General features: G+C 61.1%; 13 protein-coding genes, 1 tRNA gene and 1 pseudogene. 7 read left to right on the top strand and 8 right to left on the bottom strand.

Annotated elements, in window-relative coordinates:
• Positions 1-155: 155 nt before the first annotated feature.
• On the bottom strand, positions 156-875 hold the full coding sequence (gene lipB, locus ACS4RR_RS13915) for a lipoyl(octanoyl) transferase LipB (RefSeq protein WP_260110903.1): 720 nt from the start codon (positions 873-875) through the stop codon (positions 156-158).
• Positions 876-1,057: 182 nt separating this feature from the next.
• Between lipB and ACS4RR_RS13910 the strand changes: the two genes are divergently transcribed.
• From ACS4RR_RS13910 to sugE, 7 genes and pseudogenes are all read left to right on the top strand, one after another.
• Positions 1,058-1,142, top strand: a tRNA-Leu gene (locus tag ACS4RR_RS13910).
• A 97-nt stretch (positions 1,143-1,239) separates the two neighbouring features.
• The gene (locus tag ACS4RR_RS13905; RefSeq protein WP_456188915.1) at positions 1,240-2,190 is read left to right on the top strand and encodes a DMT family transporter; all 951 of its coding nucleotides are present in this window, start codon (positions 1,240-1,242) and stop codon (positions 2,188-2,190) included.
• A 97-nt stretch (positions 2,191-2,287) separates the two neighbouring features.
• Positions 2,288-2,992, top strand: coding sequence for a hypothetical protein (locus ACS4RR_RS13900; RefSeq protein ID WP_260110904.1), 705 nt, complete (start codon positions 2,288-2,290; stop codon positions 2,990-2,992).
• A 75-nt stretch (positions 2,993-3,067) separates the two neighbouring features.
• Positions 3,068-5,077: pseudogene (locus ACS4RR_RS13895) on the top strand (acetyl-CoA carboxylase biotin carboxylase subunit).
• A gap of 426 nt (positions 5,078-5,503) precedes the next feature.
• Positions 5,504-5,902, top strand: coding sequence for a hypothetical protein (locus ACS4RR_RS13890; RefSeq protein WP_222385090.1), 399 nt, complete (start codon positions 5,504-5,506; stop codon positions 5,900-5,902).
• Positions 5,903-6,035: 133 nt separating this feature from the next.
• Complete coding sequence (locus tag ACS4RR_RS13885) at positions 6,036-6,503, top strand: YaiI/YqxD family protein (protein WP_017964432.1); 468 nt, start codon at positions 6,036-6,038, stop codon at positions 6,501-6,503.
• A 213-nt stretch (positions 6,504-6,716) separates the two neighbouring features.
• Positions 6,717-7,031 (top strand): quaternary ammonium compound efflux SMR transporter SugE, encoded by a 315-nt coding sequence (gene sugE / locus ACS4RR_RS13880; RefSeq protein ID WP_260110906.1) that lies wholly within the window; start codon positions 6,717-6,719, stop codon positions 7,029-7,031.
• A 42-nt stretch (positions 7,032-7,073) separates the two neighbouring features.
• Here the strand turns inward: sugE and ACS4RR_RS13875 are convergent, their stop codons facing one another.
• From ACS4RR_RS13875 to crcB, 7 genes are all read right to left on the bottom strand, one after another.
• The gene (locus tag ACS4RR_RS13875; RefSeq protein WP_003559672.1) at positions 7,074-7,466 is read right to left on the bottom strand and encodes a DoxX family protein; all 393 of its coding nucleotides are present in this window, start codon (positions 7,464-7,466) and stop codon (positions 7,074-7,076) included.
• A gap of 140 nt (positions 7,467-7,606) precedes the next feature.
• On the bottom strand, positions 7,607-9,139 hold the full coding sequence (locus ACS4RR_RS13870; RefSeq protein ID WP_170278150.1) for an acyl-CoA carboxylase subunit beta: 1,533 nt from the start codon (positions 9,137-9,139) through the stop codon (positions 7,607-7,609).
• Positions 9,140-9,246: 107 nt separating this feature from the next.
• On the bottom strand, positions 9,247-9,705 hold the full coding sequence (locus ACS4RR_RS13865; RefSeq protein ID WP_456188914.1) for a calponin homology domain-containing protein: 459 nt from the start codon (positions 9,703-9,705) through the stop codon (positions 9,247-9,249).
• Between the two features lie 67 nt (positions 9,706-9,772).
• Positions 9,773-10,558, bottom strand: coding sequence for an ATP12 family chaperone protein (locus tag ACS4RR_RS13860; RefSeq protein WP_017964436.1), 786 nt, complete (start codon positions 10,556-10,558; stop codon positions 9,773-9,775).
• 9 nt (positions 10,559-10,567) lie between these two features.
• Positions 10,568-11,221 (bottom strand): HAD-IA family hydrolase, encoded by a 654-nt coding sequence (locus ACS4RR_RS13855; RefSeq protein WP_456188913.1) that lies wholly within the window; start codon positions 11,219-11,221, stop codon positions 10,568-10,570.
• Positions 11,218-12,210: an RluA family pseudouridine synthase gene (locus ACS4RR_RS13850; protein ID WP_017964438.1), complete on the bottom strand. Its 993-nt coding sequence runs from the start codon at positions 12,208-12,210 to the stop codon at positions 11,218-11,220. Before ACS4RR_RS13850 ends, ACS4RR_RS13855 begins: the two co-directional genes overlap by 4 nt.
• A 94-nt stretch (positions 12,211-12,304) precedes the next feature.
• A complete protein-coding gene (gene crcB / locus ACS4RR_RS13845) occupies positions 12,305-12,682 on the bottom strand; it encodes a fluoride efflux transporter CrcB (RefSeq protein WP_162117089.1) in 378 nt (125 codons plus the stop codon).
• Between the last annotated feature and the right edge of the window lie 12 nt (positions 12,683-12,694).

Below are 12,694 nucleotides of genomic sequence, written 5' to 3'. Positions count from 1 at the left end.
AGCCTGACGGTAGAAAGACTCGAACGTCCAAGGGTTCCTCGACAGCGACCTCAACGCCACGCGACCGCCAAAGCTTCCACGAAGCATTGTTCCCCTAGAAACAGCCGAAACCAGCCTTTCTTTCCGATACAAATTGCCCCGGTCGCCGCGATCAGTCAGGTCTCGCCGGTCGTTTCGCCGAAAACCGCTTCGAAGGCGGTGCGCAGCCGGATATCGACATCAGCCACCATCACCGGCAAGCCAAGATCGACGAGGCTGGTCACGCCATAGGCCGATATCCCGCAGGGCACGATGCCGCCGAAATGATCGAGATCGGGATCGACGTTGAGCGACAGTCCGTGGAAGGTCACCCACTTCCGCAGTCTTATGCCGAGGGCGGCGATCTTGTCCTCGGCCATCGTCCCATCGGCCAGCAATGGCTTTTCCGGCCGGCGCACCCAGACGCCGACGCGATCTTCACGTCGCTCACCGCGCACATTCATCATGTCGAGCGTGCGGATGACGACATCTTCAAGGGCGGCAACGAAGGCGCGCACGTCCTGACGCCGCCTCTTCAGATCGAGCATGACATAGGCGACGCGCTGGCCGGGCCCATGATAGGTGTATTCACCGCCACGCCCGGTCGCAAAGACCGGAAAACGGTCCGGCTGGACGAGGTCCCTCTTATTGGCGCTGGTGCCGGCAGTATAGAGCGGCGGATGTTCGACGAGCCAGACGAGCTCATCACCGCCATCTGATATCACCGCCACCTCGCGCTCCATCGTCTCCACCGCCTCCTCATAGGGAATGAGGCCATCGGCGATGCGCCAACGGACCGGCCGCGTGCCGAGTTGGGGAAGCATGGAGAATTCGAGATCGGTGCGAAGCATGGCCATTCCTTGCCGCTCTCCCCGAAATGCCTGTGAAATAGGGGCGGCCGGACAGCTATATGGACCCGTTTCGGGGCCAATTCAAATGCTGTGACCGGTTTTCAAAAAAACTGTCATATCGCCCTTGTGCACCCCAGATGCTTTTGCTACATGCTGCCCCGCCGACGCAAATCGGCACCTACCACGATGCGGTCGTGGCGGAATTGGTAGACGCGCAGCGTTGAGGTCGCTGTGGGGCAACCCGTGGAAGTTCGAGTCTTCTCGACCGCACCATTTCCCTTCAGGGAAACGCTTTCTAAGCGAAGATTTCGTTTTCACCTCGAAGCCATTTGCGATTGCTCGGCTTGATCGCCCGGCCTTCTCATGGTTGATGGCGTCATCCTCGCAAGAATCAGCGGCCATGTCAGCGTCCCATCAAAATCCCCTGCAGGGCATGGCCATCATGTCCGGCGCCATGCTCATCCTGCCGACCATGGATGCGATCGCCAAATATATGGCGACCTTCGAGGCGATGTCGCCGGGTCAGGTGACCTTCTACCGATTCTTCTTCCAGATTGCCTGCACCCTGCCGATTCTTTTCGCCCTTTTCGGGCTGAAGGCGCTCTCGGCCAAACGGCCATGGATGAACCTGCTGCGCGGTGTGCTGCACGGTGCTGCAAGCCTGCTGTTCTTCGTCGCCGTCAAATACATGCCGCTCGCCGATGTCTTCGCCATCTATTTCGTCGAGCCCTTCATGCTGACCGCCCTGTCGGCGCTGTTTCTCGGCGACAAGGTCGGCTGGCGGCGCTGGACAGCGATCGTCGTCGGTTTCGCCGGCGCCATGATCGTCATTCAGCCAAGCTACGAAATTTTCGGCTTGAAGGCGCTGCTGCCGGTCGCCTGCGCCTTTCTGTTCTCGCTCTATCTCTTCCTCAACCGCGCCATCGGCGAGGCCGATCTGCCGCTGACCATGCAGACAATGGCCGGCATCGGCGGAACGGTCTTCATGGCGGCTGCCCTTCTCGTCGGCAGCAGTTCCGGCAATGCCGATTTTACCGTCTCCCTGCCCTCCTCCATGCTCGGCCTTGTCCTGCTTCTCGCCCTCGGCTCGATCTCGGGATATGCGCATATGCTGGTGGTCCGGGCTTTCCGGCTCGCGCCGCTGTCGCTGCTTGCGCCGTTCCAGTACTTCGAGATCATCTCGGCGACCGTTCTCGGTTATGCGCTGTTCAACGATTTCCCGAGCTTTTCCAAGTGGATCGGCATCTTCATCATCGTTGCCTCTGGCCTCTTCATCATCTGGCGCGAGCGGCTGCAGGCGCAATCGTTAAAATCTTCCTGACCTCGGGAATGTCGGGTTAACTCCTCTTCTTGAGGGATCGTCAATTCGCCGGCGCTAAAATTGTCTCCGGTTTCATGATGAAGCCTGGAGTTAAAACATGAGCGAATTTCGTCTCGCTTTTCCGGCCTGTGTGGTGGCCGGCAAGCATCGGCTGACGGCCGAAGATATAGTGCTGCTGCGCAAACATGCTTTTCCGGAGGGCATCCGGACATCCGACGATGTCGTGGCGATGTTGGCGCTCAATAATTCCTGCCCTGAAAAATGTGCCGCTTGGAACGCTTTTTTCGTGGAGCAGCTCGCCGGCTTCATCGTTCATTATACCTATCCGCAAGGCTCGCTTGATGAAATCAACGTCGCCTGGATCATGCGCATGTTTACGACCGATAGTGTCGTCAACTCGGCGCTGGAACTCGAGCTCATTCTTCACGTCATGGAGATCTCGGCCGATGTCCCGGGCGAGTTGAGAGCGCTCGCCCTCGATCAGCTCCGCCTGGCGATCACCGACAATATCGGTGGCTACAAGCTGTCGCGTGCCGTCGATCGCCGGGGCATCACCCGCCAGGACATCGATTTCACGATGCGCATCTTTAGAAGCGTCGCCGAAGGCGGCGTTATCCCCGTCTCGTCGGTCGAATATGGTGTGCTCCAGCAGATCGAGCAGGCAACTCTGGCCTGCGCCAATCATCCGCACTGGGCGGGGATCATGGCCGCCGTCAAGCTGCGCGACTATGCCGAGCCGCGGCGCAGCCGCTGGCTGCGCATCGTCGACGAGGAACCCGTCTCGGAAGCCGCTGTCGCTTGACGCTCCGCAAGCCTGATTGTGCGTTCCGGTGTTTTATGCGTAAAACTCCGGAATGCATTTCTGGGTGGAGTCTCGATGTTCAAGAAAATCCTGATCGCGAATCGCGGCGAAATCGCCTGCCGCGTGATCAAGACTGCGCGCCGCATGGGCATTCTGACCGTCGCGGTCTATTCGGATGCGGATCGGGACGCGCTGCATGTCGAGATGGCCGACGAGGCTGTTCATATCGGCCCGGCCGCAGCGTCGGAGAGTTATCTGGCTGCCGAAAAGATCATCGCGGCCTGCAAGGCGACGGGCGCCGAGGCGGTGCATCCCGGTTACGGCTTCCTGTCCGAACGCGCCTCCTTCTGCGCCGAACTGGAAAAACAGGGCATCGTCTTCATCGGCCCGAAGCCGAAGGCCATCATGGCGATGGGCGACAAGATCGAATCGAAGAAATTCGCCAATGCCGCCGGTGTATCCACAGTGCCTGGCCATCTTGGCATCATCGAGGATGCGGCCCATGCGGAGGTGATCGCTGGCGGGATCGGTTATCCCGTCATGATCAAGGCATCGGCTGGTGGCGGCGGCAAGGGCATGCGCATTGCATGGAACCAGGCAGAAGTGCGCGACGGCTTCGAGCGTGCCCGCTCCGAGGCGAAAAGCTCCTTCGGCGACGACCGCGTCTTCATCGAGAAGTTCGTCGTCGAACCCCGCCATATCGAGATCCAGGTGCTGGCCGACGCGCATGGCAATGTCGTCTACCTCGGCGAACGCGAATGCTCGATCCAGCGGCGGAACCAGAAGGTGGCGGAAGAGGCGCCCTCGCCCTTCCTCGATGATGCCACCCGCAAAGCGATGGGCGAGCAATCGGTGGCGCTGGCCAAGGCCGTCGACTACCAGAGCGCCGGCACGGTCGAATTCATCGTCGACCACGACCGCAATTTCTATTTCCTCGAAATGAACACCCGCCTGCAGGTCGAACATCCCGTAACCGAACTCATCACCGGCATCGATCTTGTCGAGCAGATGATCCGGGTCGCAGCGGGAGAGCCCCTTCCCCTCACCCAGGAGGATGTCAGGCTCGACGGCTGGGCGATCGAGAGCCGGCTCTATGCCGAAGATCCCTACCGCAACTTCCTGCCCTCGATCGGCCGCCTGACAAGTTACCGCCCGCCGGCGGAAGGCAGGACCGGCAATGTCGTCCTCCGCAACGATACCGGCGTCTTCGAGGGTGCCGAGATTTCGATGTATTACGATCCGATGATCGCCAAGCTCTGCACCTGGGCGCCGACACGGCTTGAGGCGATCGACGCCATGGGCCGGGCGCTCGACGGCTTCGTCGTCGATGGCATCGAGCACAATGTTCCTTTCCTGTCGGCGCTGATGAAACATCCGCGCTGGCGCGAAGGCCGGCTGTCCACCGGCTTCATCGCCGAGGAATATCCCGATGGTTTTGCGCCGATGAAACCGGACCCGGCGGAAGAAGCCGTGCTTGCGAGCATTGCCCTCTCCGCTTCGCTGATTGAGACGAACCGCCGCGAACGTTTCGCCGATCGCCTGCGCGCCGCATCGGGCGCGTTGCGCGAAGATTGAGTGGTCAAGATCGGCGACAAGTACGTCGCGGCACGATTGCTCGATGGTCTCGTCACCATCCCCTTCGATATGGACATCGCGATCGAGGGCGAGAACAACAGCGTTGTCACCGATTGGAGACCGGGCGACCCAGTCTGGAGCGGCAAGGTCGGAGGTCGCGACATTGCCGCGCAGATTCGCCCCGTTCTAAACGGGTTGCGTATCGACTGGCAGGGGCTTTCGGTGATTGCCAAGGCCTTTTCGCCGCGTCATGCCGAACTCGACAGGCTGATGCCGGTAAAGCTGCCGCCCGATACCTCCAAGCTCCTGCTCTGCCCGATGCCCGGCCTCGTCGTCGCCATCGCAGTTGCCGAGGGCCAGGAGGTCAAGGCCGGTGAGACGCTTGCGATCGTCGAAGCGATGAAGATGGAGAACGTGCTGCGCGCCGACCGCGATCTCGTCGTCTCGAAGATCAATGCCGCGGCCGGCGAAAGCCTGGCCGTCGATGCCGTGATCATGGAATTCGCCTGAGAGGAAGAGACCGGGCGAATGGCTGTTTTCGCTTGAGCCGAGTTCGTCGACCTTCGCGTCGGGGCTTGGCCAAGTCAGTGGTCATCGGCAGGCCGGCGCCGGCCAGGAGACCTCCATCTTGTCACCGACCGACTGCCGAAGATCGTCGCCTGATACTTGCGAGGTAAGAGCCAAACCGAGCCGATAATCACCCACAACGACGCCGCTTGAAGACATCAACAGAAGCATCGAGCTGATGCACCAGGGCAAGAGCATCCGCTGCGTGGTCTTGTACTAAACACTGCCATAAAGACTGCGGGCTTGAAGTAAAACTGCCCGCTACCCCAAAAATAACTGGCCGGATCTGCAAAGGGCTTCACCAAGTGTGAAGCCCTTTCGTGTTACCGCTTCGGTGCTTGGCACTCATGCTTTGGCAAAGGGGACCCTATGATCTTTCGGACTGTTATTTCGGCTTGCGCATTTGTGTTACTGCCCGCCATCGCACTTGCGGACCCCACAGGTTCCTACAAGGTCGCCGGCACCAGCGAGGACGGCAGCGAGTATCGGGGCACCGTCAAGGTGCTTCGCAACGGCGAGACTTATATCGTCGACTGGATGATCGGCAAGAACGAGTCGATCGGCACCGGCCTCGGCGCAAAATTCAGTGGCGATCGTTTCGAAATGGGTCCGGCAAGCGACGAGGACACGGCGATCTCCGTCGGTTACGTCTCCAAGGAGAATTTCGGCATCGCCATGTATTTCGAGCAGCCGGACGGCAGCTGGCAGGGTGTCTGGACCTATGGCGGCTCGGAAAAGGTTTCGAGCGAAATCTGGACTCGTGAGTAAACCGCGCGTATCAGGCGTCGGCATTGGATCCGGAAGTTTTTAGGTCCGGATCTAAATCAAAGAATTAGAGCATGATGTCTTGCGAAAACCGCCACACTTTTCGGCCTCGTGCTCTGAGTGAGGTAAACAGCCTTTGATCTATGTCGACGCCGATGCCTGCCCGGTAAAGCCGGAAATCCTGAAGGTAGCCGAACGCCACGGCCTCGAAGTTACCTTCGTTGCCAATTCCGGCCTGCGCCCCTCGCGCGATCCGATGATCCGCAACATCATCGTCTCCAACGCCTTCGATGCCGCCGACAACTGGATCGCTGAACGCGCCGGCACGGGCGACGTCGTTGTCACCGCCGATGTGCCGCTCGCCGTGCGCTGCGTCGCGACCGGCGCCTTCGTCAGCGGACCCACAGGGCGCGTCTTCGACGAGACCAATATCGGCATGGCAAGCGCCATGCGCGATCTCGGCGCGCACCTGCGCGAAACCGGCGAGAGCAAGGGCTACAACGCCGCCTTCAGCCCGAAAGACCGCTCACGCTTCCTCGAAACCTTCGATCGCCTCTGCCGCCGCGCCAAAAGCCTTGCCGCGGAGGCTGACGGGCAGCCGTGATGCAGCAACTAAAGGTGCGATAGCGTCCTTTGCACGTCTGAAAGACGCGCGGCGCTGTAAGCGGCAAGAAGCGGCCGGCATGGCAGCTGTGCCGATTCCGATCTTGAACACCGCCGCTTCCTCACGCATATAGGCTTCATCGCAGACGACTGCGGCATCCTCCAGGATGCAACTGTCGCGGGGACGGCCTCGCTCTTCAACAAGGAGAGTCGCATGGCCTGGTTTCTGCTATTTCTCGCCGGTCTTTTCGAATGTGGTTGGGCAATCGGCCTTAAATATACCGGTGGCTTCACCCGGCCGCTGCCGACGGCGCTGACCGTCATATCGATGGTCATCAGCATCGTGCTGCTCGGCCTGGCGGTGAAGCATCTGCCGATCGGCACTGCCTATGCGGTCTGGACCGGCATAGGCACGGTCGGCACCGTATGTCTCGGCATCTGGCTGCTTGGTGATCCGGCAAGTGTCTCCCGCCTTGCCTGCATCACGCTGATCGTCGCCGGCATCGCCGGTCTCAAGCTTACCGCCTGATGTGAGGTTGAGGGGCGTCGCCGACGCCCCTCAGTGTATCGTTCAGGCTGCTTTGCGGTTATCGACGGCAAAAGCGCCGGGACCGGAGAAGAACAGGTAGAGGAAAACGAAGCAGAACAGGATCGCGGCGTCGCCCTGGTTGACGGCCGGGAAGAAGCTGTTCGGGGCATGCGCCATGAAATAGGCGACCGCCATTTCGCCGGCCAGCAGGAAGGCGACAGGCCGCGTCAGCAGGCCGACGAGAATGAGGATACCGCCGATCAGCTCAAGAAGGGCGGCGAAAAGCATCAGCGGCGGCAACGGGCCGGCCATCTGCGCAGCCGGGAAAGCGAAAAGCTTCATCGTGCCGTGTTCGATGAACAGCAGCGCGGTGATGATCCTGAGAGCGGCCAGCCCATAGGGGCGATAGGCAGAAAGACGCTCGAAAGTTGACATTAAACCTCTCCTTTAAAACAATGAGAGTCGAGCGTTAGCCTGTCCCCCGCAGGGATTGAACACACGGATCGCTGACGGCCGTTCACTTTTTCGACAGTGGCTAAACACCTGAGCGGACAGTTTTATTCGTCGGCCAGCCGTCAAAGCGGAATGTTGTCGTGTTTCTTCCACGGATTGGCGAGATCCTTGTTGCGCAGCATCTTTAGACCGCGCGCCAGCCGCCGGCGGGTCGAGTGCGGCATGATCACCTCATCGACATAACCGCGCTCGGCGGCGACGAAGGGCGAGAGGAACCGGTCCTCATACATTTTCGTATGCGCGGCGATCTTTTCGGGATCGGCGATATCCTTGCGGAAGATGATCTCGACAGCACCCCTGGCGCCCATCACGGCGATCTGCGCCGTCGGCCAGGCATAGTTGAGGTCGCCGCGAAGATGCTTTGACGCCATCACGTCATAGGCGCCGCCGAAGGCCTTGCGGGTGATGACGGTGAGCTTCGGCACCGTCGCCTCGGCATAGGCAAAGAGCAGCTTGGCGCCGTGCTTGATGAGGCCGCCATATTCCTGCGCCGTCCCCGGCAGGAAGCCCGGCACGTCGACGAAGGTGACGATCGGAATGTTGAAGCAATCGCAGAAGCGCACGAACCGGGCCGCCTTGCGCGAGGCGTCGCTGTCGAGAACGCCGGCCAGCACCATCGGCTGGTTGGCGACGACACCGACGGTGGAGCCTTCGACGCGGCCGAAGCCGCAGACAATGTTTTTGGCAAAGCTCGCCTGGATCTCGAAGAAATCCCCCTCGTCCGCCACCTTCCGGATCAGTTCCTTGATGTCGTAAGGCTTGTTGGAGCTCGCCGGCACCAGCGTATCGAGCGACATGTCGACCTCCGTCACCGACTGATAGCATTCGATCTCGGGCAGCGGCGCGGTATTCGAAAGCGGCAGGAAATCGATCAGCCGGCGCACCTGCAGCAAGGTTTCGACATCATTGTCGTAGGCGCCGTCGGCAATCGACGAGCGAACCGTATGCACGATAGCGCCCCCGAGTTCTTCCGCCGTCACCGTCTCGTTGGTGACGGTTTTCACCACATCGGGACCGGTAACGAACATGTAGGAGGTGTCCCGCACCATGAAGATGAAATCGGTCATGGCAGGCGAATAGACATCGCCGCCGGCGCAGGGACCCATGATCACCGAGATCTGCGGTATGACGCCGGAGGCGAGCACATTGCGCTGGAATACCTCCGCATAACCGCCGAGAGCCGCCACGCCCTCCTGGATACGGGCGCCGCCCGCATCATAGATACCGACGATCGGCGCGCGGTTCTTCAGCGCCATGTCCTGCACCTTCATGATCTTCTCGGCATGCGCTTCCGATAGCGAGCCGCCGAACACGGTGAAGTCCTTGGCAAAGACGAACACCGTTCGGCCGTTGACCGTGCCCCAGCCGGTAACGACGCCGTCGCCGGCAATACGGCTCTTATCCATGCCGAAATCGGTGGAGCGGTGTTCGACGAACATGTCGAACTCCTCAAACGAGCCTTCGTCGAGGAAGAGGTCGATGCGCTCGCGCGCCGTCAGCTTGCCGCGCTTGTGCTGGGCGTCGATACGCGCCTCGCCGCCGCCGAGGCGGGCAATGCCCCGGCGCCGTTCCAGTTCCTCGAGAATTTCCTTCATGCGATCTCCCTCGCCGCTGCGGGCGGCAATCCGGCGGTTAGATTATGCGCTAGAGCATGATGCCGAAGAGTGTGAGCGGTTTTCGGGCAACATCATGCTCCAATTATTTAGCGCCCGCGCCCGCTGAGTGAGAAAACCGAGCGTATCCTTGCCGCGACGTCCTCGGCCAGAATCTCGTCGGCAAGCTTGGGATCGGCGGCGATGCTGGTCACGTCGAAGGCACTGACGGCGATGACCGAGCCGTCTTCGACCGAGGCCGCATCGATGCTGATCTTGGCGACGTTGCGGTCCTTCTGAAAGCCGAGGCCCTTCTGGACGGAAACCACGCGGATCGTCAGCACCACCCGCGGCAGCACGGTGTCGCGCACGGTAGCGTTGATCGCCGCGTTGACGCGGTCGTTGATGCCGGAAAGCAGCTCGGCCGGCATGTTAGGGCCGGAGAGAACGACGGCGCTGCGCACATCATAGACCGGCGCCGCCGGCTTGGTGGCCGAGAGGCTGCCGCAGGCCGTGAGCGCGACACAGATGAGTGTCGCCCGGCAAAAACACGACCTCAGCCAATTCATTGCAAAATCCCGCACCACCCCGTTGGAGTCGCAGACTTCGTCATAATGCATTGGAAGGCAATATGTTTCAGGCGCTTAGGGCGAAAAAAACATCCGCTGCGGCTTTGAACTCGGCAAAGCGCTTGGCACGCCGCTGCTCGGCTTCCTCGTCGCTGCCCCAATGTTCGATCGTCCAGTCTTCGTCGAGATGGGCCAGCGACCAGGCCTCCTCCACCGTCACCCGGCCCTCGGCCAAGGCGAGCGCCAGGATCGCCGAGCCGGTCAGCGTGGTGACTGTGTGGAGCGCGGCAAGTGCCATCGGGTTATCATATCTCGCGAGTGTGACGGCGAAGGCGGCCGTCGCCTCGCGCGGCTGCTCATGCGGCATCACCCCTTCGACGAGGATGAACCGGGCGCCGAGATCATTCGCCGCCCAGTCGATCACCGGATCCCAGCGCTCGGCCTGGCGCTCGACCAGCAGTTCCGGCTCCTCGGCGCGGTAGCAGATGAGGTCGCTGGAGGAAAAGCGCAGAATATCTTCGAAGATCGCCTGCGCATTGGCGGCAACGCCGTCGAGTGCGGTGTTAACGAGCCGCGTCACCGGCATGCTCATAGGATTGATCTCCTCGCCCTGCGCCTGCCATTCGGCAGCGACAAGCCGCGCCAGCGCCTCGGTCGGCACGGCGAGAACCTGCCGCGCCGGTGTGCGCACCATCTTGCCGTCGAGCGTAATCGCAAAACCGCCCTCGTGCTCGGTGACGGCGACATCGGTATAGAAACGCTTCGGCAGCGGCTTCTTCATCTGGATCTGCGCGCGGCGGATGGGATCGGGATGGCTCAGGCCTTCGGAAAGGTCGTTCAGCAAATCGCGCATGGGCTCACCTCAGGAAAAATGACGCAATATCTCGTTCGGATGGTAGGCGATCGCATCAGCGCCGTTGGCGATCAGCTCATCCACGCTGGCATAGCCCCAGGCAACGCCGATCGCCTTGGCGCCGGCAGCCTTTGCCATCTGCATATCGTAAACCGCATCGCCGATGACAATGGTGTCGGCAGCATTCATACCGGTCTCATCGCAGCATTCCGTCACCATGGCCGGATGCGGTTTGGAGGGGCAATCGTCGGCGGTGCGTGCGACGATGAAATGCTTGTCGAAACCATGCGTCTCCATCACGAGATTGAGCCCGCGGCGGGATTTACCCGTGACCGCGCCGATCAGCAGGTCGTCGCGCCCGATGATCGCGCCGATCATCTCGCCGATGCCGGGAAACAGCGGCTCTTTGTAATCGAGATCCTGACGCACAATCGAGAACAGCGATTTGTAATGCGCCGTCATGTCGATGTCTTCCTGCACAACATGCGGCCTGCCCAGCATGCGGGCAATCGCAATATCGAGGGACAGGCCGATAATGGCCTTGGTATCTTCAAAGCGCGGTTCCGGCTTGCCGAACTTGTCGAAGGTCCTGCGCATGGTTTCGTGGATCAGACCGGCGCTATCGACCAATGTGCCGTCGCAATCAAAAAGCGCCAATTTCATTCGGCGTCCCTTTCGGCACCGGCGAGGTCGAGGCCGAGAAGGTTCCAGGTCTGCACCATATGCGACGGCAGCGGCGCGGTGACGCGCAGGCGCCCGCCGGAGGGGTGCGGGATGTCGATGCGACGTGCGTGCAGATGCAGCTTCTTCTGGACGCCGCCTGGAAAATCCCAATTCGGATCGTCGTCGAAATATTTCGGGTCGCCGATGATCGGATGGCCGATATGCAGCGCGTGCACACGCAGCTGATGGGTACGGCCGGTATAGGGTTCCATCTCCAACCAGGCGAGGTTCTGGGCGGCGGTTTCGAGCACGCGATAGAAGGAAACGGCGTGATCTGCTCCGTCCTCGCCGTGTTTGGCGATCCGCATGCGGTCGCCGTCGATCGTCGGCTCCTTGACAAGCCAGGTCGAGATCTTGTCCTCGTGTTTGCGCGGCACACCCTTGACCAGCGCCCAGTAGGTCTTCTTGGTATCGCGCTCGCGGAAGGCGGCCGTCAGTTTCTGTGCTGCGCCGCGTGTGCGGGCGATGACGAGAACACCCGATGTGTCGCGGTCGAGACGGTGAACGAGCCGCGGCTTCTCGCCCTTCGGGCTGGTCCAGGCTTCGAGCATCTGGTCGATATGCCTGGCCACACCCGAGCCGCCCTGCACCGCAAGACCAGGAGGCTTGTTGAGCACGATTACCTTTTCGTCCTCATGCAGCACCATGCGCGACAGCAGCTCGAAATCCGTCGAATGCTTGAGATCCTTGCCGGCGATCGGTCCGGATTTCAGCTTCGCATCGACGTCGAGCGGCGGCACGCGCACCGTCTGGCCGGGCTGCACGCGCGCATCCGATTTGACACGTCCGCCGTCGACGCGCACCTGGCCGGAGCGCAATAGCTTCTGCAGCGGACCGAAGCCGAGCCCCGGAAAGTGCACCTTGAACCAGCGATCGAGCCGCATGCCCGCTTCGTCAGGTTCAATCTTGATATGTTCTATGCCAGCCATTAGAAATCTTTCGGAAATTGCAGCGCAGGCCGAGCCGGCGTTCTTGCCGCAGCCTTTAGAGCATTTTCACGCAAAACGGAAACCGGAATCGAAATCAGGCCAAAGCGCGCATGGTGGCGAGCCCCGCGATGACGGCCGCCATCGAAAATCCGACGCTCGCAGCGATATAAATACCCCCGGCGACGGTCTCGCCGCGCTCGAACAGCGAGATGGCATCCAGCGAGAACGCCGAGAAGGTGGTGAAGCCGCCAAGGAAGCCGGTGATCAACAAGAGGCGCAATTCCACCGAGGCGTTGAACTTGCGCGCGATCAGCTCGGCGAAGACGCCGATGACGAAGCAGCCGACGACATTGACGGCAAGCGTGCCCCAGGGGAATGCCGGCCCCATCAGTTTCAGCGCCCACCGGCCGACATAATACCTGAGAACGGAACCGATAGCGCCGCCGAAGGCGACAAGGAGAGCCTGGATCATGAGCCGGATTTA

The organism is Rhizobium zaerense, assembly GCF_051810725.1.
Classification (GTDB): domain Bacteria; phylum Pseudomonadota; class Alphaproteobacteria; order Rhizobiales; family Rhizobiaceae; genus Rhizobium; species Rhizobium leguminosarum_I.
The sequence above is the reverse complement of the archived record's forward strand: the minus strand, read 5'-3'. Positions and strand labels throughout refer to the sequence as shown.

What these genes read in the sequence shown, in the direction of transcription:
- lipB (WP_260110903.1), bottom strand. Translation starts at nt 875, where the DNA reads ATGGCCATGCTTCGCACCGATCTCGAATTCTCCATGCTTCCCCAACTC.
- ACS4RR_RS13905 (WP_456188915.1), top strand. Translation starts at nt 1,240, where the DNA reads ATGGCGTCATCCTCGCAAGAATCAGCGGCCATGTCAGCGTCCCATCAA.
- ACS4RR_RS13900 (WP_260110904.1), top strand. Translation starts at nt 2,288, where the DNA reads ATGAGCGAATTTCGTCTCGCTTTTCCGGCCTGTGTGGTGGCCGGCAAG.
- ACS4RR_RS13890 (WP_222385090.1), top strand. Translation starts at nt 5,504, where the DNA reads ATGATCTTTCGGACTGTTATTTCGGCTTGCGCATTTGTGTTACTGCCC.
- sugE (WP_260110906.1), top strand. Translation starts at nt 6,717, where the DNA reads ATGGCCTGGTTTCTGCTATTTCTCGCCGGTCTTTTCGAATGTGGTTGG.
- ACS4RR_RS13875 (WP_003559672.1), bottom strand. Translation starts at nt 7,466, where the DNA reads ATGTCAACTTTCGAGCGTCTTTCTGCCTATCGCCCCTATGGGCTGGCC.
- ACS4RR_RS13870 (WP_170278150.1), bottom strand. Translation starts at nt 9,139, where the DNA reads ATGAAGGAAATTCTCGAGGAACTGGAACGGCGCCGGGGCATTGCCCGC.
- ACS4RR_RS13865 (WP_456188914.1), bottom strand. Translation starts at nt 9,705, where the DNA reads ATGAATTGGCTGAGGTCGTGTTTTTGCCGGGCGACACTCATCTGTGTC.
- ACS4RR_RS13860 (WP_017964436.1), bottom strand. Translation starts at nt 10,558, where the DNA reads ATGCGCGATTTGCTGAACGACCTTTCCGAAGGCCTGAGCCATCCCGAT.
- ACS4RR_RS13855 (WP_456188913.1), bottom strand. Translation starts at nt 11,221, where the DNA reads ATGAAATTGGCGCTTTTTGATTGCGACGGCACATTGGTCGATAGCGCC.
- ACS4RR_RS13850 (WP_017964438.1), bottom strand. Translation starts at nt 12,210, where the DNA reads ATGGCTGGCATAGAACATATCAAGATTGAACCTGACGAAGCGGGCATG.
- crcB (WP_162117089.1), bottom strand. Translation starts at nt 12,682, where the DNA reads ATGATCCAGGCTCTCCTTGTCGCCTTCGGCGGCGCTATCGGTTCCGTT.